This window comes from Pantoea sp. JZ2 (assembly GCF_035191405.1).
Taxonomy (GTDB): domain Bacteria; phylum Pseudomonadota; class Gammaproteobacteria; order Enterobacterales; family Enterobacteriaceae; genus Pantoea; species Pantoea stewartii.
This window is the reverse complement of sequence record NZ_CP045247.1, coordinates 3,370,928-3,392,625: the sequence shown is the minus strand read 5'-3', so window position 1 is coordinate 3,392,625 and position 21,698 is coordinate 3,370,928. Positions and strand designations below refer to the sequence as shown.

Annotated in this window: 19 protein-coding genes and 3 tRNA genes; 10 read left to right on the top strand and 12 right to left on the bottom strand. The window is 56.2% G+C overall.

Annotated features, from left to right (window positions below; genetic code table 11):
• Nucleotides 1-41 precede the first annotated feature (41 nt).
• The 5 genes from pal to GC087_RS16260 all read left to right on the top strand — a co-directional run bounded on the left by pal (nt 42) and on the right by GC087_RS16260 (nt 1,887).
• Nucleotides 42-563: a peptidoglycan-associated lipoprotein Pal gene (gene pal / locus GC087_RS16280; RefSeq protein ID WP_006118469.1), complete on the top strand. Its 522-nt coding sequence runs from the start codon at nt 42-44 to the stop codon at nt 561-563.
• Nucleotides 564-572: 9 nt separating this feature from the next.
• Nucleotides 573-1,379 carry a cell division protein CpoB gene (gene cpoB, locus GC087_RS16275; protein WP_033739354.1) on the top strand — a complete coding sequence of 269 codons (807 nt, stop codon included), beginning with the start codon at nt 573-575 and terminating at the stop codon, nt 1,377-1,379.
• Nucleotides 1,380-1,545: 166 nt separating this feature from the next.
• Nucleotides 1,546-1,621 (top strand) — tRNA-Lys (locus tag GC087_RS16270).
• A gap of 60 nt (nt 1,622-1,681) precedes the next feature.
• Nucleotides 1,682-1,757 (top strand) — tRNA-Lys (locus tag GC087_RS16265).
• A gap of 54 nt (nt 1,758-1,811) precedes the next feature.
• Nucleotides 1,812-1,887: transfer RNA gene (locus GC087_RS16260), tRNA-Lys, on the top strand.
• Nucleotides 1,888-2,198: 311 nt separating this feature from the next.
• Here GC087_RS16260 and GC087_RS16255 read toward each other — a convergent pair.
• Complete coding sequence (locus GC087_RS16255; protein ID WP_324028709.1) at nt 2,199-4,034, bottom strand: methyl-accepting chemotaxis protein; 1,836 nt, start codon at nt 4,032-4,034, stop codon at nt 2,199-2,201.
• Between the two features lie 111 nt (nt 4,035-4,145).
• Nucleotides 4,146-5,606, bottom strand: coding sequence for an AlkA N-terminal domain-containing protein (locus GC087_RS16250; RefSeq protein WP_324028708.1), 1,461 nt, complete (start codon nt 5,604-5,606; stop codon nt 4,146-4,148).
• A 158-nt stretch (nt 5,607-5,764) separates the two neighbouring features.
• Between GC087_RS16250 and GC087_RS16245 the strand changes: the two genes are divergently transcribed.
• The 3 genes from GC087_RS16245 (at nt 5,765) to pnuC (ending at nt 8,214) form a co-directional block, all read left to right on the top strand.
• On the top strand, nt 5,765-6,274 hold the full coding sequence (locus GC087_RS16245; protein ID WP_058701088.1) for a methylated-DNA--[protein]-cysteine S-methyltransferase: 510 nt from the start codon (nt 5,765-5,767) through the stop codon (nt 6,272-6,274).
• Between the two features lie 130 nt (nt 6,275-6,404).
• Nucleotides 6,405-7,466, top strand: a complete 1,062-nt coding sequence (gene nadA, locus GC087_RS16240) for a quinolinate synthase NadA (protein ID WP_006118473.1) — start codon at nt 6,405-6,407, stop codon at nt 7,464-7,466.
• A 25-nt stretch (nt 7,467-7,491) separates the two neighbouring features.
• Nucleotides 7,492-8,214: a nicotinamide riboside transporter PnuC gene (gene pnuC, locus GC087_RS16235; RefSeq protein ID WP_324028707.1), complete on the top strand. Its 723-nt coding sequence runs from the start codon at nt 7,492-7,494 to the stop codon at nt 8,212-8,214.
• Here pnuC and zitB read toward each other — a convergent pair.
• From zitB to GC087_RS16215, 4 genes are all read right to left on the bottom strand, one after another.
• Nucleotides 8,208-9,230, bottom strand: a complete 1,023-nt coding sequence (gene zitB / locus GC087_RS16230) for a CDF family zinc transporter ZitB (RefSeq protein WP_033737748.1) — start codon at nt 9,228-9,230, stop codon at nt 8,208-8,210. The two genes, pnuC and zitB, sit on opposite strands and share 7 nt — an antisense overlap.
• Complete coding sequence (locus GC087_RS16225; protein ID WP_324028706.1) at nt 9,208-12,279, bottom strand: hybrid sensor histidine kinase/response regulator; 3,072 nt, start codon at nt 12,277-12,279, stop codon at nt 9,208-9,210. Before GC087_RS16225 ends, zitB begins: the two co-directional genes overlap by 23 nt.
• Complete coding sequence (locus tag GC087_RS16220; protein WP_006118477.1) at nt 12,261-12,845, bottom strand: LuxR C-terminal-related transcriptional regulator; 585 nt, start codon at nt 12,843-12,845, stop codon at nt 12,261-12,263. The genes GC087_RS16225 and GC087_RS16220 overlap by 19 nt, the downstream gene beginning before the upstream one ends.
• 101 nt (nt 12,846-12,946) lie before the next feature.
• Complete coding sequence (locus GC087_RS16215) at nt 12,947-13,300, bottom strand: YbgS-like family protein (RefSeq protein ID WP_006118479.1); 354 nt, start codon at nt 13,298-13,300, stop codon at nt 12,947-12,949.
• A 290-nt stretch (nt 13,301-13,590) separates the two neighbouring features.
• On the opposite strand from GC087_RS16215, the gene aroG reads away from it, so the two are divergent.
• A complete protein-coding gene (gene aroG / locus GC087_RS16210; protein WP_324028705.1) occupies nt 13,591-14,643 on the top strand; it encodes a 3-deoxy-7-phosphoheptulonate synthase AroG in 1,053 nt (350 codons plus the stop codon).
• 60 nt (nt 14,644-14,703) lie between these two features.
• On the opposite strand, the gene gpmA is transcribed toward aroG, so the two are convergent.
• The 6 genes from gpmA to modE form a co-directional block, all read right to left on the bottom strand.
• Nucleotides 14,704-15,456, bottom strand: a complete 753-nt coding sequence (gene gpmA, locus GC087_RS16205) for a 2,3-diphosphoglycerate-dependent phosphoglycerate mutase (protein ID WP_006118488.1) — start codon at nt 15,454-15,456, stop codon at nt 14,704-14,706.
• A gap of 148 nt (nt 15,457-15,604) precedes the next feature.
• Nucleotides 15,605-16,639, bottom strand: coding sequence for a galactose-1-epimerase (gene galM / locus GC087_RS16200; protein WP_006118489.1), 1,035 nt, complete (start codon nt 16,637-16,639; stop codon nt 15,605-15,607).
• Nucleotides 16,633-17,781 carry a galactokinase gene (galK, locus tag GC087_RS16195; RefSeq protein WP_006118490.1) on the bottom strand — a complete coding sequence of 383 codons (1,149 nt, stop codon included), beginning with the start codon at nt 17,779-17,781 and terminating at the stop codon, nt 16,633-16,635. The genes galM and galK overlap by 7 nt, the downstream gene beginning before the upstream one ends.
• On the bottom strand, nt 17,778-18,824 hold the full coding sequence (gene galT, locus GC087_RS16190) for a galactose-1-phosphate uridylyltransferase (RefSeq protein WP_039341534.1): 1,047 nt from the start codon (nt 18,822-18,824) through the stop codon (nt 17,778-17,780). Before galT ends, galK begins: the two co-directional genes overlap by 4 nt.
• 220 nt (nt 18,825-19,044) lie before the next feature.
• Complete coding sequence (modF, locus tag GC087_RS16185) at nt 19,045-20,517, bottom strand: molybdate ABC transporter ATP-binding protein ModF (RefSeq protein WP_324028704.1); 1,473 nt, start codon at nt 20,515-20,517, stop codon at nt 19,045-19,047.
• A 76-nt stretch (nt 20,518-20,593) separates the two neighbouring features.
• Nucleotides 20,594-21,376 (bottom strand): molybdenum-dependent transcriptional regulator ModE, encoded by a 783-nt coding sequence (gene modE / locus GC087_RS16180; RefSeq protein WP_006118493.1) that lies wholly within the window; start codon nt 21,374-21,376, stop codon nt 20,594-20,596.
• Between the two features lie 141 nt (nt 21,377-21,517).
• Here modE and GC087_RS16175 point away from each other — a divergent pair, with 141 nt between their 5' ends.
• The gene (locus GC087_RS16175) at nt 21,518-21,673 is read left to right on the top strand and encodes an AcrZ family multidrug efflux pump-associated protein (protein ID WP_006118494.1); all 156 of its coding nucleotides are present in this window, start codon (nt 21,518-21,520) and stop codon (nt 21,671-21,673) included.
• Nucleotides 21,674-21,698 lie beyond the last annotated feature (25 nt).

Genomic DNA, 21,698 nt, shown 5'->3' with positions numbered 1-21,698 from the left:
TCTGACATTACAAAAAAATAAACAATAATGGGAATTTTCAAATGCAACTGAACAAAGTACTGAAGGGTTTAATGCTGGCTCTGCCAATCATGGCAGTTGCGGCGTGTAGCTCACACAAAAATAACAACAACGACCAGTCTGGCGCAGGTGCTGACGGCGCTTACGGTGCTAACTCTGGTATGAACAACGGCAACATGTCTTCTGATGAGCAGGCGCGTCTGCAGATGCAACAGCTGCAACAGAACAACATCGTTTACTTCGGTCTGGACAAATACGATGTTCAGCCTGACTACGCTCAGATGCTGGATCAGCACGCTAACTTCCTGCGTAGCAACCCGTCTTACAAAGTGACCATTGAAGGTCATGCGGATGAGCGCGGTACGCCAGAGTACAACATCGCCCTGGGCGAGCGTCGTGCTAACGCCGTTAAGATGTACCTGCAAGGTAAAGGCGTGTCTGCGGATCAGATGTCTATCGTATCTTACGGTAAAGAGAAACCAGCTGTTCTGGGCCACGACGAAGCGGCTTACGCTAAAAACCGTCGTGCCGTACTGGTCTACTAAGAGAATCACATGGTTAGTAACTTCAGACATCACCTGTTGAGTCTGTCGTTACTGATTGGCGTAGCGGCCCCCTGGGCCGCTCATGCCCAAGCGTCAATCAGTAGCGTTGGCTCCGGCTCGGTCGAAGACCGTGTCACCAGTCTCGAAAGAATCTCCAATGCCCAGGCACAGCTGATGCAGCAACTGCAGCAGCAGATGAGTGATAACCAGCGGGATATCGACTCATTGCGTGGGGAAATCCAGCAAAATACCTATCAGCTGAATCAGGTTATTGAGCGCCAGAAGCAGATCTATCAACAGATCGACAGTCTGAGCAGCAATAACAGCAGCAATGCCAGTCAGCCTGCCGCGGGTGCCGGTGACAATGCGGCTGCGGGCGCTGCGACAGCGGGCAACGATGCAGGTGCGGCCGCAGCCGGCAGCAGTGCGCCTGTTCAGAGTGGCGATGCTAACAGCGATTACAATGCTGCTGTTGCGCTCATTCTGGAGAAAAAACAGTACGATCAGGCCATCACTGCGCTGCAGGCGTGGGTGAAGCGTTACCCGGACTCGACGTATCAGCCGAATGCCAATTACTGGCTGGGGCAGCTGTTTTATAACAAAGGTAAAAAAGACGACGCAGCGTATTATTACGCCACGGTGGTGAAGCAGTATCCAAAATCCCCCAAGGCGGCTGAAGCGTTGTTTAAGGTTGGCGTGATCATGCAAGAGAAAAACGACACGGCAAAAGCCAAAGCCGTTTATCAGCAGGTGATCAAACTTTACCCGAACACCGAATCTGCTAAGCAGGCACAAAAACGCTTGTCTGGTATGTAATTTGTGCAGGTTTGACCGGATATCGATGGATTTCTGGTCTTGCCGCATGAAAGGTAGGCAATTGAACCCCTTAACAGAAAATAAGGGTTGCGCTACCTCGGTAAATCAGTAATATATGCCGCCGTTGCCGGGACACATTGCAAATGTGTCTGGCAAGCCTGAAGATGGGTCGTTAGCTCAGTTGGTAGAGCAGTTGACTTTTAATCAATTGGTCGCAGGTTCGAATCCTGCACGACCCACCATCTCCCGCAGGACGCTGTTCCCCAAGAGAACCTTCAGTATTGCTTCACAACCATTAAGATGGGTCGTTAGCTCAGTTGGTAGAGCAGTTGACTTTTAATCAATTGGTCGCAGGTTCGAATCCTGCACGACCCACCATCTTATTCTCAGGCAGCATGCAGGCATGTGTTTGAGCGGTTGTCAGCCCCGAGCGGGTCGTTAGCTCAGTTGGTAGAGCAGTTGACTTTTAATCAATTGGTCGCAGGTTCGAATCCTGCACGACCCACCAATACAGAAAAGCGCGCCCACGGGCGCGCTTTTCGTTTATGGGGCATTACAGTCAAACGTGCATGATGAGAACCTGCAGCAGGTTCGACTGAATCGCGTTGCGATTCAGGCTGATGCGTCAGCATCCACCCGCAGGGCGAGGCCTACGGGCCCGCAAAATCTGTCGTACTCCCGTCAGGGCCCAACACCCTGCGTCCGCACTGTTCCTGTCCGGCAGCGTGCCGTCGAACGGGCGTCACGCAGGCGGATCTAATCATCTGCCATAAAAAAAGCGCCCGACAGGCGCTTATAGGGCGTAATACGTCAGCCGGATTAGCGTGCGGCTGTCTGACCGGGTTCCAGGCTAAACTGTTTGACCAGCGTTTCAAGCCGGCGCGCCTGATCTTCCAGCGCGGTGGCTGAAAGGGCAGAGGCAGAGACCAGCGAGGCGTTTTGCTGGGTGGTGCTGTCCAGTTCTGAGACCGCACGCGCAATCTGCTCAATGCCACGGCTTTGCTCATCCGAGGCGGAAGAGATCTCACCCACGATGTCATTCACACGGGAAATCGCCTGAACTACCTGTCCCATTCTCTCGCCCGCGCGCGCAACGCGGTTATTGCCTTCCGCGATTTGACTGACCGATGCGCTGATCAGCTGATCGATATCCTTCGCCGCCTGCGCACTGCGCTGCGAAAGGTTACGTACTTCGCTGGCGACGACCGCAAACCCCCGGCCATGCTCGCCAGCGCGTGCCGCTTCCACGGCGGCATTCAGAGCCAGGATATTGGTCTGGAAAGCAATACTGTCGATAACGGCCGTGATCTCGGCGATTTTCTTCGAGCTGGCAGAAATATCGCCCATGGTTTGCACGACTTCCGTGACGGCGGCACCGCCTTGCTCCGCCGTTTTAGACGCTTCAGCAGCAATCTGGCTGGCGTGGCGCGCGTTATCTGCGTTGTGCTTCACCGTAACGGTTAACTGTTCCATGCTGGCAGCCGTCTGCACCACGGCGGCGGACTGCTGTTCTGTGCGTGACGAGAGCGTGTGGTTGTCGCTGTTAATACTGCTCGCCGCCTGCGACAGCGTGAGCACGCTGTCGCGGACCTCCAGAATCATTGTCCGCAGACGCTGATTCATCGCGCCCATCGCGCCAGCCAGTTTGCCCAGCTCATCACGGCCCGCCGGTTTGATATCGGCGCTTAAATCGCCCTTAGCAATGCGCTCCGCCAGCCATAAATTCTTTCTGACGGGATGAGTAATCTGTCGGCCAATCAGCCAGGCAATCAACATGCCCAGCAGCACAGTAAGGCCAACCGTCAACAGCGTCAGGTTAACAGAACTCCTGGTCAGGTCGCTGTTTTCTACCTTCATCTGCTGCAGAAGCGTTTTGAGGATAGCACTGCTCTTATCGCCATCGACCTTCACCGCGTTCTCCGCCTGACTGAGGGCCAGAAAGCCTGCCGCGTAACGTTCACTGAGTTGCTTAACCTCAAGGGTTGCATTCCACAGCGCGTTGAGCTGCGTCTGAGCATCGGGAGGTAATTGCGGTAGCAGGGTGGTGAGGGCGGTCTGGATGGCGTTGACCTGCGGGGTGAGCTGAGACTGAATCGCGCTGGCATGAGCGGGATCATAACGGAGTAACTGAAGCTGATCGCGCAACTGGCTGATTGCAAGCAGTTGCTGAAACAGTGCACTGGCATCGGTCATCTGGGTTTTAATCAACGCTTCGTACAGCGTTGACTGGCTCTGCATGTTGCGCTGATCGAGCTGCTTACCCGTTTCTGCCAGAGACTGCATGGCCTGGGTCATTGCGCTGATGCTGGCCTGAAAGTGGCTGAGCTGGCTGGCGATATCCTGGAGCTGTGTTTCCTCCTCGGGCAGCCATCGGTACTGTTGGGCATCATGTGTCAGCTGAGCGGCATGGGCGATATAATCCGCCATCACTTTCCCCGCTTTCTCATCGCCATACAGCAGTTTCAGCCGGTTAACCTTAGCCTGAAACACGTCAATATTAATGTCGTAAATCAGGTTGCTCTGTTCATAAACGTCATGGATAGTTTTAAAACGCGCGATGCTTACCGCGCCCGATCCCACCACCAACAGCAAAACGAGTCCAAATCCTAAACTGAGTTTGTGCGAAATTTTTGTATTTTCTAACCGCAACCCCATGACCTCTGCCTCCTGCCCATGTCAACGATGTTAAGCCAAATTGGTTATCGGTTGAGCAGGCCAGGAGTTTAGAGGCGAGGCGTGATATTTCTTTTCAGGACAACGGGCTGCTTACTTCGCACTGGCCGGTGACAGGCTTTTCCAGATATGCATCACGGCGTAGCTGCGCCAGGGACGCCATACCTGTGAGCGCGCGTCTGCCGCTTTGGGTGTTAATCCCCCCAGATTATTGCGCACGGCGATATCCTCTTTCGGGAAGGCGTCCGGCCAGCGCAGCGCTCGCATGGCAATGTAGTGGGCGGTCCAGGGGCCAATGCCCGGTAAGGCCACCAGGCGCGCCATGATGTCGTCAGGCGAAAGCGTCGCATTGAAACGCAGGCTGCCCTCGTTACAGGCGGCCGCAAAGGCCAGAATCGCTCTGGCGCGCGCACTGACAATGCCCAGGCGGGCAATCTCATCGACCGTAGCCTGGGCAATGCGCTGGGGTTGCGCAGAATAGCGCGACAGATCAGGGAACGGCGTGGTGCAGGGTTCACCAAATGCCTGAGCAAAGCGGCTGCTGAGCGTCGTGGCGGCTTTAACGGTGACCTGCTGGCCCAGGATGGCGCGTACGCCAATTTCGACACTGTCAAATGCTCCGGGGACACGCAGGCCGGGATAATCCTGAATACTTTGCGCCAGCAGGGGATCCTGTTGCAGGTGTTCGGCAATGCGCTGCGGCTGTGCATTCAGGTCAAACAGGTCACGCAGCCGACGCAGCAGGGCAGGCAGCACAGGCGTGAGAGAGCGGGTGAATTCCACCTGGAGCGCCTGCTTTGCCGGAAGATGCGAAATGCTGACCCAACCCCGGTATTCGCCCAGCGCCACCGTCCGGCGGTAGGTTTCACCATCAACGGCTTCAATGTCGTTCATTAACCGCAGGCGTAAAAAGTCCAGCATCGCCTGCCAGTCGTAAGGCGGACGATAGCTGAGGCGTAACCGCATTGTGTCCGTTGCAGGTTGCGGCGACAGGTTGCCGCTTTTGCGCAGTGCGCCCGGCGTCATGCGATAGCGCGCCTGAAACACGTCATTGAAGCGCCGTAAGCTGCCAAATCCACTGGCGTAAGCGATCTCGGTTACCGGCAGCGTGGTTTCGGTCAGAAGCTGCTTAGCCAGCAACATACGACGTGTCTGTTTAAGCTCCAGTGGCGTGACGCCCAGCTCCTGCTGCACAATGCGCCGCAGCTGACGGGCGCTGATGCCAAACTCTGCAGCAATCGCATCCAGGCCGCTGTGGGCTTCCAGCAAGCCCTCTTCAATGCGCTGCACCAGTCGGTCGGCCACGCGGTGGGCGTTGTCCACGGGGGCGTTGCCGGGTGCCAGCTCCGGACGACAGCGCAGACAAGGGCGAAAATGCGCTTTCTCTGCCGCCTCAGCGCTGTTGAAGAACAGACAGTTTTTCTGCATTGGCGCTTTCACCGGGCAAATCGGGCGACAGTAAATGCCGGTTGAGGTCACGCCGACAAAAAACACGCCATCGAAGCGCGTATCACGCGAGGTCAGTGCCTGGTAAGCGGTATCTGAATCAAACATGGTTTTTCTCCGGCAAAGAGCGACAGCGTAGCGCGGGCATTGGATATTGACTGGCTGTTTTCGGACAGCACAACAGTTTATTGTAATGACCGAAAACAGCCAGTTTCGCGTGGCGAAAATGCGATAATGCCAGACAGCAATGTGATGGAGGGAACAGCATGTATTACTGCAAACCTGTGATAACGCCGGTGGGCGAACTGACCCTGATCGCCAGCGATCGCGGTCTGGCGGCCATTTTATGGCAGGACGAAGTGCGCAGACATCCCCGGTTGTCGCCGCGTGAGCGCGACGATAATCATCCTGTTTTACGCGAAACCGAAACGCAGTTACGTGAGTACTTTGCCGGCACTCGCCGCGTTTTTGACTTACCGCTGGATATGGACGGCACAGCATTTCAGAAAAAAGTCTGGCAGGCGCTACTTTCTATTCCGTTTGGCGAAACCCGCAGTTACCGCCAGATCGCCGAGCAGATTGGGCATCCGGCAGCGGTACGTGCCGTCGGTGCTGCTAACGGCAAAAATCCGTTGTCCATTGTGGCACCGTGTCATCGGGTCATTGGGGCCAATGGAAAACTGACGGGATTTGCCGGTGGCCTGACGGTCAAAGCCTTTTTGCTTCAACTGGAAGCCCCTCAGCCCGGTCTGGTGGGGCTTTCTGCATCGTCATGACCAAATAAAACGCGACAGGCTGCTGCTTTTTCGCTATCGTGTTTAGCATATAAAACACGATGGCGGTATTTACGTCCTGTTAAGCCAGAAACGGCTATTTTCGTTAATTTTACAGAACGAGAGCGGTGTCATGAGCGCAATCTTTGATCCTGAACATGCGGTGTATCCTTTTCCTCCTAAACCCGCCCGGCTGAGTGACGAGCAAAAAACGCTTTACCGGGAAAAAATTAAAGCCCTGCTGAAAGCCCGTAACGCCGTGATGGTGGCGCACTATTACACGGATCCGGACATCCAGGCCTTAGCCGAAGAAACCGGCGGTTGCGTCTCTGACTCGCTCGAAATGGCGCGTTTTGGCAGCCAGCATCCCGCCACTACGCTGCTGGTGGCCGGCGTGCGCTTTATGGGCGAAACCGCCAAAATTCTCAGCCCGGAGAAAACCGTGTTGATGCCGACGCTGGAGGCCGAATGCTCGCTGGATCTGGGCTGCCCGATTGAGGCGTTTACGGCCTTCTGTGATGCGCATCCTGACCGGACGGTAGTGGTATACGCCAATACTTCTGCGGCGGTAAAAGCGCGCGCCGACTGGGTTGTCACCTCCAGCATTGCCGTCGAACTGATTGAACATCTGGACAGCCTGGGGGAAAAAATCATCTGGGCACCGGATCGGCATCTCGGGCGCTATGTTACGCAAAAAAGCGGGGCCGACGTGTTATGCTGGCAGGGCGCCTGCATCGTCCACGACGAATTCAAAACTCAGGCGCTGCAGCGGATGAAAGCGCTGTATCCGGATGCGGCAGTGCTGGTTCATCCCGAGTCGCCGCAGGCGATTGTGGATCTGGCCGATGCGGTAGGTTCAACCAGCCAGCTAATTCAGGCGGCAAAAACCTTGCCACATCCGCAGATGATCGTTGCCACCGATCGCGGCATCTTTTACAAGATGCAGCAGGCGGTTCCTGACAAAATATTGCTGGAAGCGCCTACCGCCGGTGAGGGCGCAACCTGCCGAAGCTGTGCGCACTGTCCCTGGATGGCGATGAACGGACTGCAGGCCATTGCCGAGGCGCTGACGTCGGGTGGGCGGGCTCATGAGATCCACGTAGACGCGGCGCTGCGCGAGGCCGCGCTGGTGCCGCTAAACCGTATGCTATCCTTTGCAGCAGACCTCAAACATAACGTGAAAGGAAACGCGTAATCCGCGTCGTTGACAGGTGCCTGATATGGATTTTTTTAGCACGCAAAACATTTTAGTTCACATCCCGTTGGGCGCGACCGGGTACGATCTGTCCTGGATTGAAGCCGTTGGCACCCTGGCGGGCCTGTTATGTATCTGGCTGGCCAGCCTGGAGAAAATCGCTAACTACGCGTTCGGCCTGATAAACGTGACGCTGTTTGCGGTGATATTTTTTCAGATTCAGCTCTATGCCAGCCTGCTGTTACAGCTGTTCTTTTTTGTGGCCAACGTTTATGGCTGGTACGCCTGGAGCCGACAAACCATTGATAACCAGGCGGCGTTAACGATTCGCTGGCTCCCGCTGCCCAAGGCCATTGGCTGGGCGGCGGTTTGCGTTATAGCGGTGGGGCTGATGACGATCTACATCGATCCGGTGTTTGCCTTTCTCACCCGTACCGCGGTGGCCCTGATGAATGCACTGGGTTTTACGGTGGCGATGCCGACGTTGCAGCCGGACGCCTTCCCTTTCTGGGATGCCTGCCTGATGGTGCTGTCGATTGTGGCAATGGTGCTGATGACGCGGAAGTATGTTGAAAACTGGCTTTTGTGGGTGGTCATCAACGTGATCAGTGTGATGGTGTTTGCCCGTCAGGGGGTGTATGCGATGTCGCTGGAGTACGCCATTCTGACGTTAATTGCGCTGAACGGCTCACGCATGTGGATCATCAGCGCACGCAAACAGGGTTCGCGTGCGCTCTCGGCTCAGTGATGATGGCTGTGATGATGAACGTGGTCACTGTGGTGAGGTGAATGATCACTGTGCTGATGGGACGTTTCAGCAGCATGATCCGAATGCCCGCCATGATGATGGCCCTCTTCAATGACCTGTCCGTTCAGCTCACAGTCAGGGCCCACGCAGGGCTGAAACTCCATCTGTACCGTAGCATGCTCAATCTGATAATGGTCATGCAGGTACGTGTGGATGCGGCGCAGCAGGCCATCATGATCGCGCGGTGGAATGACCTGGACGTGCAGCGTTAAGATCGGTTGCTCGCCCACCTGCCAGACATGTACATGATGGACATCGCGCACCTCGGGAATGTTCCGCTTCAGATCGCGCCGCAGTTTCTTCACATCCAGCGACGCAGGCGCGCCTTCCAGCAACTCATGTAAACTTTCCCGCAGCAGCGACCAGGCGCTACGCAGCACCAGCATCGACACGACGATGGATAAGATGGGGTCAATGGGCGTCCAGTTGGTAAACAGAATAATCACCGCGGCGACAATCGCGCCCACCGAACCAAGCAAATCCCCCATGACGTGCAGCGCAGCCGCCCGCACATTCAGGTTCTTTTCTTCACTGCCGTGATGCAGCAACCAGAAAGACAGAATATTCGCCAGCAAGCCGGCAATCGCAATGCCGAGCATCAGGCCGCCTGTGACGGGTTGCGGATGGGTAAACCGTTCCACCGCTTCCCAGACAATCAAAATGGTGATGCCGATTAAGGCGAGGGCGTTTACAAACGCGGCCAGCGTGGTCAGACGTAGCAGGCCAAAGGTATGACGTTCATTGGGTTTGCGTTTGGCAAACTGAACCGCCAGTAAGGCCATTAACAGGGCGGCGGTATCGGTCAGCATGTGACCGGCATCGGCCAGCAGCGCCAGCGAGCCCGACAGCCAGCCGCCAATCACTTCTGCCACCATAAAGAGTGCCGTCACGGCAAACGCGGCCATCAGCCGCGTACGGTTAGTGTCCTGACCGCTATGAGAGTGGGTGTGTGCCATACGTGTCCAGTTTATGTAGTAATCTTTCGGTCAATGATATCAGCAATTGCCACTCTGCTGAGATGTTGTGATGCTGTCTGGCGCGATCGGTCAACTTCTGACAAAGCGCTACGCCCTCATCAATGCCAATCAGCAGCCAGCTTCCTTTCAGGCGATGCGCGGACTCGGCTAACTGTCTTTCGTCACCGCTGGCAATGGCCGCGCGCAGTTGTGCCATGTCTTTCTCCACGGTATCACGTAAGGTTTTGCCCAGTCGGCTAAGATAGTTCTCGTTTTGCTGCGCCAGTGTCCACAGGTTGTTATCCAGCGCGGCCAGCGGATCGTCATGGAAGGCGGTCAGCAGGTCGCTGATATCCTGTAGCTGTACCGGTTTAATCAGCACCCGTTCATGCGGCTCAGTCTGTACATTCAGTAACTGCGCATCAGCAGAGCACAGCACCCGCAACGGCCTTCCGCCTCGCTGACGCTGGCGACGACGCAACACGCGCAGCAGGAGCATACCGTCCGGGCGCGGCATCATCTGATCGATAAACAGCAGGTCGTAAGGGCGCCGGGCATCGGCCAGCAACAGGTCGCGGCCCTGCTCAAAACAGTCCGCCTGAATCGCAAAGCGCGCCAGCTGCTGCTGCATCACGATCAGGTTTGTCGGATGATCATCCACTACGGCCACGCGCAGTTGCGGAAAACCTGGCAGCGTGGCCGGATCGCCCTCAGGGACGCTATCGCAGGGAATCAGCGGCAGGATAAGTGTGACCTCGGTGCCTTTGCCGGGCTGAGAATGCAGGTGAATCTCACCGCCCATGCGCTGCACCATTTCCCGACAAATAAACAGCCCCAGGCCACTGCCCTGAACGGAAAGCGCTTTGCCCGACGGGGCCTGGTACCAGGGATCGAACAGTCTGAGCTGTTCTTCAGGGGGAATCCCGCTGCCGTTGTCGCTGACGGTTAACTGCAATTTGTCCGTAGCCGACAGCGTCAGGCGGATCAGGCCGTGCCGGGTGAATTTAAAGGCATTGGTTACTAAGTTGTTGACGATCTGCTGCAGGCGGTCCGCATCCAGCATCACCGCGTCAGGCAGCGGCGTCAGGGCCTCTACCTGTAAATGCGGGCCATCCGGCCGCATCAGCGGATGATAGAAATGGCGCTGCTGCGCCAGCCAGGGTGCCAGTGCCAGCGGGCGGGGCGACAGGGTGAAACTGTTGTTTTCAATGCGCGCGTGATCCTGCAAATCATTCAGCAACGTCATCAGGGACTGCGCGCTCTGGTACAGAAGCTGCAGGTTTTCACGGCTGCTTTGCTGTTTTTCCAGCTCCAGTAGCCCCAGGATCGCCTGCATCGGCGTTCGCAGCTCATGGCTGACCGTCGCTAAAAACTGGCTCTTCATGGCATTCGCGTGTTCCGCCTGTTCGCGCTGTTGGCGATCCCGCCGTTGCTGCCAGTAACGCCGGGCCAGTAACAGCAGTAACACGACAATAGCAACGCCTGCCGCCGCCAACACCGCGACGGGCAGCACGCGCATCGCGCCCACGCTGCCGGGCTGGGGCGGCATTGACCAGCGATCGCGCATCTGGTTTTGCGTATCGACGGGAATCTGCTGTAACGCGCGATCCAGCAGCCCACGCAGAACAGGCTCATCAGGTGCCACTCCGATGGCCACAGGCCAGGCGATATCGCTGGCCGCGAAAGCCAGATGAATGTGGGGATCGTTACGGCTGGCAATGCGCCAGCGCGCAGACAGGACGTTATCGACCAGCGCGTCAATCTGACCGGTAGCCAGCGCGTCGTACAGGCTGTTGCGATCCGCAAAGCGTTGAACCGGGATGGTGTCAGGGACGAGGCGCTGGGCCAGATCATCCTGCAGGATACCAATACGTTTGCCTGCCAGATCGCTCCAGTGAGAGCCGGCTGCGGGCTGGCGGCTGTAAATACCCCAGAGTGCCCGCCAGACGGGCAGGCTGGTGCTTTGAGTTTCACCGTTGAGCGGTTGCATCAGCTGTAACATCACCTGATGCTGTGCCAGCAGCGTGGTCGCCTGTTGCGGATTACTGACCCAGTGCGGGGTAAAACGTAAACCGGTGCTCTGTGCGACCGCATTGAGCAGATCGATACCGTAACCGCGGGGCGTGCCGTTGCTGTCGCGATAGCTCCAGGGATAGTTATCGGCTTCAGCGGCGTAGGTAACCTGGGGATGGGCTGCTATCCATTGCCGCTCGCTGGCGCTCAGCATCAGCGTTTGTGTGTCCTGATACCGCGGCAGGCTGCTGCTCCAGCGCGCCTGTAACGTGCTCATCAACTCTGCGGGTAACTGGCGCAGGCTCTGATTCAGCCACGCAATCAGCGCGGGATCGCGGGAAACCGCGCGCAAAGTCAGTTGCCCGGCATCAATCCCCGACGCGATTTGGTAAATTTGTCCCTGCTGTAGCTGACTCAGCAAAAATCCCGCGCTGGTTTCATCGGCGACCACATAGTCGTTTTGCTGATTGAGCAGCGTGTAGAGCGCCTGAAGATCGCTGCCGTAGGTGCGCCAGTGGTGGCGGGCAGCCAGCGCAGGCGGAAGCTGTGCCAGGGTTTGCTCGCTGATCGCCAGTTGTGCATTATCACTGTTAAACATGACGGCACGCTGGTTCTGCTGATTACGGTAAATACGTAACGGGCTGCTAAACCAGCTGTCGCTGGCAACGGCGCCCGCGGGAAAGGGCGGGGCCAGCATGCCTAACGCAAAATCAATCTGCCCCGCCTGCAGGGCGCTCAGCAGAGCCGGCTGGGTGGCATAGAGGTGAAGGGAGAACTGCGCCCCGGTTAACTGGTGCAGCGCCGCCAGATAATCGGCGTCAATCCCGTACAGATCGTTGCCCACATGCATGGCCCAGGGCGCCGTATTCTCATCCAGCAGGCCCACACGCACCACTTTGCCCTGCATCAGCTCTGCGCCTTTTACCGGCATCATCATAGGCAGATTGATACTGCTGACCGGACGCACGTCGGCCTGGGCCAGCGGCGCCAGCAGGAGCAGGAGAAGTAACCAGCGTATCACTGCTGTGCTTTCCACAGATCGGCCAGCTCGACAACAGAACGCGCGCCGGTTTTTTCCAGAATATTCTTTTTATGCGTACTGACGGTTTTATTACTGATATGCAACTGTTCGGCAATTTGCAGGTTGGACAGGCCGCTGGCCAGCAACGCCAGCACCTGGCGCTCTTTACTGGTTAACGGTAATTCGGGTTCGCTGCTGTGGCCTTCAGGAAAGGCTGACTGGCCGCCCAGTACGGCAAGAATGGCACTGAGTAAATGCGCCATCCGCTGGCTTTTCACCACATAACCCGCCGCCCCCAGCGCCTGCGCACGCCGGATGTAGTGGCTGCTTTGCTGGGCAGAATAGATCAGTACAGGACAATCGGGTAAGTGCACTTTCAGGCGGCGCAGAATCTCCAGTCCGTCGCCATCGGGCAGGCCGATATCCAGCACAATGATATCCGGAGGAAGCTGGAGATAAGGGCGAGCGGCGTGCTCGCTGCTGGCCGAAATAAGCTGAATGGGGACAGGCGATTGCGAGAGTGCCGCGTCCAGCGCCACTTCAACCAGTGGATGATCGTCAATCAGAAGCAGTGAGGCCATGAACATTTCCCTGTAAATTTCACAGGCTCAGCATAGCGGAAGTCGCAGCGGGATAAAATAAAGGAGAGCCGCGGCTCTCCTCATAATGCACACAGTATACTTTACTGCGTCGTGCCGTCAGTTTTGGTATTGACGTGGCCGCCACCTTTTTTGGTGTGCACTTTTTTGTTGATATCAGGACATTTGCCATCTTTACACTGGCTATTCTGATCAATTTCGTTCGCGGTCATATGCTTGCTGCTGGAGGTGCTGTCTCGGGTTGGAGACGACATCTCAGTACCGGTATTATTAATTTTGCTGTTATCGACTTTATTCGGTGGCAGGTTCTCATTCGCCCCGCCCGCAACGGCACCTGCTGCTGCAGCCTGGTTAGAGTTTCCGTTGGCAGCCATTGCTGCGCCGCTGCCCAGAGTCATCGCTGCCGTCAGAAAAATTAGTGCAAACTTATTCATCATTATGCTCCCGTTAATCAATGATATTTGCTGTCTCTAACCCGCTGTCAGGTTTCAGACAAAAAGCGACCTGAGCAAAATAAAATTCCGCTGGTTAGCTTAAAGACAGGTATTAATAAACGTAAGCCACCGATCCTCAGTAGTTACCCTTAAAAGTCTAGACGCATAACCCATTTATGCAAATTTTACACATGCATTTTACATGGATTCAGAATTTACACCCTGTGCGCTTCCGGCTACATTGGCTGGGTTGAGCCCGGCGCGCGCCGGGCCAGAAATTATATGGAATCAGTATGAATTACCAGAATGATGATTTACGCATTAAAGAGATAAAAGAGCTGTTGCCCCCCGTTGCCCTGCTGGAAAAATTTCCTGCAACCGAACGTGCCGCGCAAACCGTTTCTCAGGCGCGTCAGGCCATTCACAAGATCCTGAACGGGGCCGATGATCGGCTGCTGGTGGTAATTGGACCCTGCTCTATCCACGATACCGAGGCCGCAAAAGAGTATGCCGCACGTCTGTTAAACCTGCGTGAGCAGCTGAAGGGCGAGCTGGAAGTGGTAATGCGCGTTTACTTTGAAAAACCGCGTACCACCGTTGGCTGGAAAGGGCTGATCAACGATCCCTATATGGATGGCACCTTCCAGTTAAATGATGGCCTGCGCCTGGCGCGTAAGCTGCTGCTGGAGATTAACGATTCTGGCCTGCCTGCGGCGGGTGAGTTCCTGGACATGATTACGCCGCAGTATGTCGCTGACCTGATGAGCTGGGGCGCTATTGGTGCCAGGACGACAGAGTCGCAGGTGCACCGTGAACTGGCTTCCGGTCTTTCCTGCCCGGTCGGTTTTAAAAACGGGACCGATGGCACCATTAAAGTGGCGATTGATGCGATCAACGCAGCCGGTTCACCGCACTGTTTCTTGTCCGTGACCAAATATGGCCACTCTGCAATTGTGGAAACGCGCGGCAACAGCGACTGTCACATCATCCTGCGCGGCGGAAAAGAACCTAACTACAGCGCCAGCCACGTCAGTGCCGTGAAGGCCGGACTGGAGAAGGCTGGCTTACCGCAGCAGGTGATGATCGATTTCAGTCACGCAAACAGCAGCAAGCAGTTCCAGAAGCAGATGCAGGTGGCTGATGATGTGGCACAGCAGATGATCAATGGCGAGCGCGGCATCATTGGCGTGATGATTGAAAGCCATCTGGTGGAAGGCAATCAGAGCCTGGAAAGCGGTGAACCGCTGGTTTACGGTAAGAGCGTGACTGATGCCTGTATCGGCTGGGAAGATACCGAAAAGGTATTACGTCAGCTGGCCGATGCGGTCAAACAGCGTCGCGGTTAACCGTGAGGCCATAAAAAAGGGCCAGACATCGCAGTCTGGCCCTTTTTACAGGTCAGTACATTACTTCGCTTTACCCTGGTTTGCCACGGCCGCCGCTTTCGCTGCGATCTCATCGGCGTCACCCAGGTAGTAGTGTTTGACGGGCTTGAAGTTCTCGTCGAATTCGTAAACCAGCGGAACGCCGGTAGGGATATTCAGCTCAAGAATCTCGTCTTCGCTCATGTTATCCAGGTATTTCACCAGCGCGCGCAGTGAGTTGCCGTGTGCGGCGATAATCACTTTCTCACCACTTTTAATACGTGGCAGGATACTTTCGTTCCAGTAAGGAATAACGCGATCGATGGTCAGTGCCAGACTTTCCGTGGTGGGCAGTTGCTCAGGGGACAATGACGCATAACGCGGATCGTGTCCCGGGAAACGCTCATCACTGCGATCCAGCTCCGGCGGGGTCACGGCGAAGCCACGACGCCACTGTTTGACCTGCTCGTCACCATATTTAGCGGCGGTTTCAGCTTTATCGAGCCCCTGTAACGCACCATAGTGACGCTCGTTCAGACGCCAGGATTTTTCAACGGGCAGCCAGGCCTGATCCAGCTCATCCAGAATATTCCACAGGGTATGGATGGCGCGTTTCAGCACGGAGGTGTAGGCGAAATCGAACACGAAACCTTCTTTCTTCAGCAGCTGTCCGGCTGCTTTAGCTTCGGTACGGCCTTTGTCAGAAAGGTCTACATCATACCATCCGGTGAAGCGGTTTTCGTTGTTCCACTGGCTTTCGCCGTGTCGCACCAGAACCAGCTTAGTTACAGCCATAGCTTAACTCCTTAATACTTGATGTTTCTGAGATAATGGAAACCTGTTGTCGCCAGCCCGCTGGCCGACCATTGCGCTCTACCATAGCGGAAAACAGCGCACTGCGTAAGTCTGTCTGTGACGCACTGCGCGTTTTTCACCCGGCGGCTCAGTGTGAGGTAAAACGATAGCGCGTAACGGATTCCCAACGATCCCCCGGCTGCAGCCAGCAATCATCCTGTGGCCACTCGGGATGATTGGGCGAATCGGGTAAAAACTCACTCTCCAGCGCAATCCCCTGGTAAGCAGTATAGCTTTCCTGCTCCCGGGCGCGCGTGCCAGCCAGATAGTTGCCGCTGTACAACTGCAGGGCAGGGGCCGACGTCGTTACACTTAACTGCAGCTTGCCGTCCTGCGACCATAACGCTGCTGCGGGCTGGCTTGCATCGCCCGCGCTGTTAAGTAGAAAGGCATGATCGTAGCCTTTAACCGCCTGTTGATCGGCATCGGCAAGGAAATCCTGCGCCAGGCTTTTGGCCTGACGGAAGTCAAAGCTGGTGCCGTCCACGGCTTTCAGCGGGCCGTTGGGAATACCCTCGCTATCGACGGGCAGATAACGATCGGCGTGCAGTTGTAAGCGATGCTGGCGCGCATCGCCATGATGCGCATCAAGATTAAAGTAAGCATGGTTAGTGAGATTCACCGGACAGGGTTGATCGCATCGGGCTTCATAGTGGATGGACAGGCAGTTATCGTCATCCAGCACATAGCGCAAATCCGCGATCAGATTTCCCGGATAGCCCTGATCGCCGTCAGGCGAATCCAGACGATAATGCACTTCGTTTTCTGACTGGCTGATAATCTGCCAGCGGCGTTTATCGAACCCGTCCGGACCACCGTGTAACTGATGCTCACCCTGGTTGGCGAGCAGTTGTCGGTTAAGGGTATTGAGTTTTGCCCCGGCGATACGGTTAGCGTAACGGCCAACGGTCGCCCCCAAATAGGCATCCTGATGCAGATAATCGGACGGCGTGGCACAGCCTAAGAGGGCCTCGCGCACGCTGCCGTCCTGAAGTGGCACGCGCGCCGACAGCCAGGTTGCTCCCCAGTCCATAAAGGTGGCCACCATTCCGTGCGCATTACGCAGCACGGTGATGCGCCATGGTTGACCATCCGGCGCATGGGAATTGACATCGCTTAACATTGACCTGCTCCTTCTGAAGCTTTACACACGTAGAAGGTCTCCTTGATGCCCGTTTTAGCTTCGTACTGGCTGGCGACGGCGGCCTGCACCTGATCAACCAGCTCAAGCGGCATCAGCGCAACGATACAGCCCCCGAAGCCGCCACCGGTCATACGGACACCACCACGATTGCCGATCTCGGCTTTAACAATTTCAACCAGCGTGTCGACAGGCGGCACGGTGATTTCAAAGTCATCACGCATTGAGGCATGCGATTCCGCCATCAGTTCCCCCATGCGCGTTAAATCGCCACGCGAAAGCACCTCTGCGGCTTCCAGCGTACGGGCATTTTCGGTAATGACATGGCGCACGCGCTTCGCGACGTCAGGATCTAACTGCGCGACCGCCGCCTCAAATTCCGCCAGGCCGACATCGCGTAGTGCTTTCTTATTAAAGAAGCGCGCACCGGTTTCACACTGCTGGCGGCGGGTATTGTATTCGCTGCCCACCAGGTTTCGGCGGAAATTAGAGTTAATGATCACCACGGCCACGTCTTCCGGCAGGGAAACCGGTTTGGTGCCGAGTGAGCGGCAATCCAGCAGCATGGCATGATCTTTTTGCCCCAGCGCGGAAATCAGCTGATCCATAATGCCGCAGTTACAGCCCACGAACTGGTTCTCCGCCTCCTGACCGTTTACCGCAATGGCGGCGCCATCCAGCGGCAGGTTGAACAACTGCTGAAAAACGGTCCCGACGGCCACTTCCAGCGAGGCAGAGGAGCTGAGGCCCGCGCCCTGAGGCACGTTACCGCTAATCACCATATCCACGCCGTTAAAATCAGGCGCGCGCTTCTGTAAATGCTTCACCACGCCGCGCACATAGTTTGCCCACATCGGCTCGCTCACGCTGGTAATGGGATCGTCCAGTGAGAAGCTGTCCTGCGCCTGATCGTAATCCACGGCCACAACGCGTACCTGACGATCGTCGCGTCTGGCACAGGCGATAACGGTTTGGTAGTCAATGGCACAAGGCAAAACGAAACCATCGTTATAATCCGTATGCTCGCCAATCAGGTTGACGCGGCCGGGTGCCTGAATCGTGTGAGTGGGCGCATAGCCAAAGGTGTCGGTAAAGACCTGCTGCGTGATGGTTTTTAAGCTCATTGTTGTGCCTCACGGAAATGAATGTCACTCACGGCGCGCAGACGTTCTGCTGCCTGCTCCGCGGTTAAATCGCGTTGGGTTTCAGCCAGCATCTCGTAGCCGACCATAAATTTGCGCACCGTGGCTGAACGCAGCAGCGGCGGATAAAAATGGGCATGAAGTTGCCAGTGGGCGTTTTCCTCGCCGTTAAACGGCGCACCGTGCCAGCCCATGGAGTAAGGGAAGGCGCACTGGAACAGGTTGTCATAGCGGCTTGTCAGCAGCTTAAGGGCTTTCGCCAGATCGTTGCGTTGCGCCTCGCTCAAATCGGTCATGCGTTTCACGTGCGCTTTGGGCAGTAGCAGGGTTTCAAAGGGCCAGGCGGCCCACCACGGCACCACGGCGATCCAGTGCTCGGTTTCCACTACGGTGCGGCTGCCGTCTTGTTGTTCACGCGCACAGTAATCCACCAGCAGCGGCGAGCCGGTTTTTGCAAAGTACTGACGTTGATGGTCATCTTCGCGCTGGGCCTCGTTAGGCAGGAAGCTGTTGGCCCAGACCTGGCCATGCGGATGCGGATTCGAACAGCCCATGGCGGCGCCTTTGTTCTCAAACACCTGCACCCACGGATAATGCTGACCCAGCTCTGCGGTCTGTTCCTGCCAGGTGCGCACGACCTCTTCCAGCGCGCTCAGGGACATTTCAGGCAACGTTTTACTGTGATCGGGCGAAAAGCAAATCACGCGGCTGGTGCCGCGCGCGCTTTCGCAACGCATCAGGAGATCATCGCTTTCGGGCGCATCCGGCGTATCCGTCATCAGCGCAGCAAAGTCATTGGTGAAAACGTACGTACCTTTGTAATCCGGGTTCACATCGCCGGTAATGCGCGTATTTCCTGCACACAGAAAACAGTCTGGATCGTGTGACGGCAGGGCATTTACCGCGGGCGTTTCCTGCGCACCCTGCCAGGGACGTTTGGCCCGGTGAGGTGAAACCAGAATCCATTGGTCGGTCAGGGGATTGTAACGGCGATGGGGATGATCGGCCGGGTTGAATTTTTGCATGTCGCATCCTGGTCAGCGTCAAAATAAAAAAATCATCGCTAAAAAATAGCACATCAAACGGCATGAAAGCGTGATCGAGTCTGAATAAATGGTATCGTTTACACAAGATGACTATTCTTATTTAAAGGCGAAAAGGCACATTATAGTCATGGAATGGGGTTTTAAATGGTAACGTTTACATTGCGGATAATATCCCCGCCGTTTGCACGGCAGGGTTGTGTCAGATCACATCTTGCTGATAACGGTAGCCGCCTGTGCCATCAGGGAGAAAATGCAGGCGATGCGTAATACAGTGCGGGGCATCTTCGGCATGATGCGAAACAAACAGCAGCTGGGTCCGGCCTTCCCCAATCAGAATATCCACAAAGCGGCGCACCAGTTGCCGGTTAAGCGGATCCAGCCCCTGCAAGGGCTCGTCAAGGATCAATAACGTGGGATGCTTAACCAGCGCGCGGGCGATTAAGACCAGCCGTTGTTGCCCCCAGGACAAACTGTGGAACGGCGCATTCGCCATCGCATTATCCATCCCTGTCAGCGCCAGCCACTGTTGCGCCAGCGCCATCTGGCGGTCAGATACAGCCTGATAGAGACCAATCGAATCGAAAAAGCCCGATAAAATCACGGTGCGCACATTCACGCTGACCCGGTAGTCCAGATGCAGGCTGCTGCTGACATAGCCGATATGCTGCTTGATGTCCCAGATGGTCTCGCCGCTGCCGCGGCGAATGCCGAACAGGGTCAAATCATTGCTGTAACCCTGCGGATGATCCCCCGTCACCAGGCTCAGTAAGGTGGATTTACCCGCGCCGTTGGGGCCAATGATGTGCCAGTGCTCACCGGGATTCACCTGCCAGTTCAGGCCGTTGATCACGGGCTGATCGTTATAGGACACCACCGCGTTGCGCAGGATCACGCGCGGCGCATCATCCGCCAACGCGGGCAACTGATCGGGCACATCGGCCTCCGGCAACGCCATACCGTCCAGCTGTTCACTGCGAGCCAGCTGGGCGACCAGGGTCTGGGCCAGAATGGTCTCGCGTGGCCCGACCTGCGTCAGGCTGCATTCGGCCAGAACGCCCACCTGATCGACATAATCCGGAATATCGTCAAAGCGGTTCAGCACCAGCACCAGCGTGACGTCAGCCTCATGCAGCGTTGCTAAGGTGGCCGTCAGATTCGCGCGGGAATCCACATCCAGGCCGTCAAAAGGTTCATCCAGAATCAGCAGATCAGGCTGTGCCATCAGCGCCTGGCACAGCAGCGTTTTTCGCGTCTCGCCTGTCGACAGGTATTTAAAGCGGCGACTGAGCAGACTACTGATGCCAAACTGCGCCGCCAGACGTTCACAGCGTGCGGCATCTTTCACCGCATCCTGAATAATTTCCGCCGTGGTGCGGCCGCTGTCGTCCTCACCTTCGCTGAGTAAATCGGTATTGTTACGTTGCCATTCCTCGGCGACCAGCTTCTGTAGCTGCTCCAGCGACAGGCGCCACGGGCGCTGAAAATCGTGCGTCACCTTACCCGATAACGCGTGAAGCTCACCTGAAAGCGCGCGTGCCAGCGAGGACTTGCCGCTGCCGTTTGCGCCAACAAACGCCCAGCGCTCACCCCGGCGAAGATGCACATCGGCCAGGGACAGCACCCGGGTATCATTAAGGTGAAATATGCCTTGCGAAATTTGCAATGAAGCCATGATTTGTTCCATTTTATGCAGCGTTAACTGACGTTTTAGCGACTGCAAACAGGGATGTCAAACCGGCCGGTGAAAATCACCGCAGTGAGGCAACAATCGCATGACTGGCGCTGAAGCTGGCGATAACATTCATGCCGATGTGAAGCTGACGCTGTTCCGTTTCACGGTTATCCAGCGTGGCACACAACGTTTCGCCACTGGGTAAGGTCATCAGCACTTCACTCACCTGCTGGCCTTTTTCGATAGCGGTCAGCGTTGCGGCAAGCTGATTCTCGGCATCAGTGGGCGCGGTATGCACACTGACCCACGGGGCCTTGATTAATACCAGCACCTCTTTTCCGGCGTGCAAATTCAGCCGTTCTGCGCTGCGCTCGGTCAGGGCAATGTTGAGCCGCGTCACGCCATCGGCAAGCAGAATCGTCAGATGCTGTATCACCTGCTGAGCATCATTGTGCACGACGGTACCAAACAGTTGATTACGTGCACTGGTTTGCAGGGAGGAGCGGGCGATAGCCGCGAGTAAGCTGTCGAGCGGCAGGGTATCCTGCTGCAGCGCATCGAAGGCATGTTGCTGAATCTTTTCCATCAGGCCAAACAGCTGTACCAGTCGTTCACCGTAGCGGGTTAACTGCGCGCCGCCACCGCCTTTGCCCCCGGTCGCGCGTGCCACGACTTCCTGCCCGGCCAGGTGGTTCATGTCGCTGATGGCATCCCAGGCGCTTTTGTAACTGATGCCCGCCAGTTTAGCGCCCTGACTGATGGAGCCGGTTTGCTGCACGCGTTGCAGCAAGGCAATGCGGCGGGGATCGGCAAACAGTTTCTGCTGCAGGCGAATATGAAGGGTGAGGTCGGCTTGCATGGTGGCTCCTGCAAAAGGTAAGTCGCGTGATCGGGCTGATGATAACGAGCTTTGCGCCTCAAAGTAAAAGCACGAAAAGGTCTGCGCAAATTTTTACTGAGCCGTTACAATCTCTTTTTTATCCGCAAAGTGGGACTTTCCATGCTGGAACTCATTAAAAGCCTCGCCGTGGCAGTGATTATGGTACCTGTGGTTATGGCGATTATGTTAGGCCTGATTTACGGTCTGGGTGAAGTGTTTAACCTCATCTCTAAAACGGGTCGCCGCGACAACACTAACGCCCGCTCTCAGCATTAATCCTCCAGCAACGTCCGTCTCAGCA

What these genes read in the sequence shown, in the direction of transcription:
- pal (WP_006118469.1), top strand. Translation starts at nt 42, where the DNA reads ATGCAACTGAACAAAGTACTGAAGGGTTTAATGCTGGCTCTGCCAATC.
- cpoB (WP_033739354.1), top strand. Translation starts at nt 573, where the DNA reads ATGGTTAGTAACTTCAGACATCACCTGTTGAGTCTGTCGTTACTGATT.
- GC087_RS16255 (WP_324028709.1), bottom strand. Translation starts at nt 4,034, where the DNA reads ATGGGGTTGCGGTTAGAAAATACAAAAATTTCGCACAAACTCAGTTTA.
- GC087_RS16250 (WP_324028708.1), bottom strand. Translation starts at nt 5,606, where the DNA reads ATGTTTGATTCAGATACCGCTTACCAGGCACTGACCTCGCGTGATACG.
- GC087_RS16245 (WP_058701088.1), top strand. Translation starts at nt 5,765, where the DNA reads ATGTATTACTGCAAACCTGTGATAACGCCGGTGGGCGAACTGACCCTG.
- nadA (WP_006118473.1), top strand. Translation starts at nt 6,405, where the DNA reads ATGAGCGCAATCTTTGATCCTGAACATGCGGTGTATCCTTTTCCTCCT.
- pnuC (WP_324028707.1), top strand. Translation starts at nt 7,492, where the DNA reads ATGGATTTTTTTAGCACGCAAAACATTTTAGTTCACATCCCGTTGGGC.
- zitB (WP_033737748.1), bottom strand. Translation starts at nt 9,230, where the DNA reads ATGGCACACACCCACTCTCATAGCGGTCAGGACACTAACCGTACGCGG.
- GC087_RS16220 (WP_006118477.1), bottom strand. Translation starts at nt 12,845, where the DNA reads ATGGCCTCACTGCTTCTGATTGACGATCATCCACTGGTTGAAGTGGCG.
- GC087_RS16215 (WP_006118479.1), bottom strand. Translation starts at nt 13,300, where the DNA reads ATGATGAATAAGTTTGCACTAATTTTTCTGACGGCAGCGATGACTCTG.
- aroG (WP_324028705.1), top strand. Translation starts at nt 13,591, where the DNA reads ATGAATTACCAGAATGATGATTTACGCATTAAAGAGATAAAAGAGCTG.
- gpmA (WP_006118488.1), bottom strand. Translation starts at nt 15,456, where the DNA reads ATGGCTGTAACTAAGCTGGTTCTGGTGCGACACGGCGAAAGCCAGTGG.
- galM (WP_006118489.1), bottom strand. Translation starts at nt 16,639, where the DNA reads ATGTTAAGCGATGTCAATTCCCATGCGCCGGATGGTCAACCATGGCGC.
- galK (WP_006118490.1), bottom strand. Translation starts at nt 17,781, where the DNA reads ATGAGCTTAAAAACCATCACGCAGCAGGTCTTTACCGACACCTTTGGC.
- galT (WP_039341534.1), bottom strand. Translation starts at nt 18,824, where the DNA reads ATGCAAAAATTCAACCCGGCCGATCATCCCCATCGCCGTTACAATCCC.
- modF (WP_324028704.1), bottom strand. Translation starts at nt 20,517, where the DNA reads ATGGCTTCATTGCAAATTTCGCAAGGCATATTTCACCTTAATGATACC.
- modE (WP_006118493.1), bottom strand. Translation starts at nt 21,376, where the DNA reads ATGCAAGCCGACCTCACCCTTCATATTCGCCTGCAGCAGAAACTGTTT.
- GC087_RS16175 (WP_006118494.1), top strand. Translation starts at nt 21,518, where the DNA reads ATGCTGGAACTCATTAAAAGCCTCGCCGTGGCAGTGATTATGGTACCT.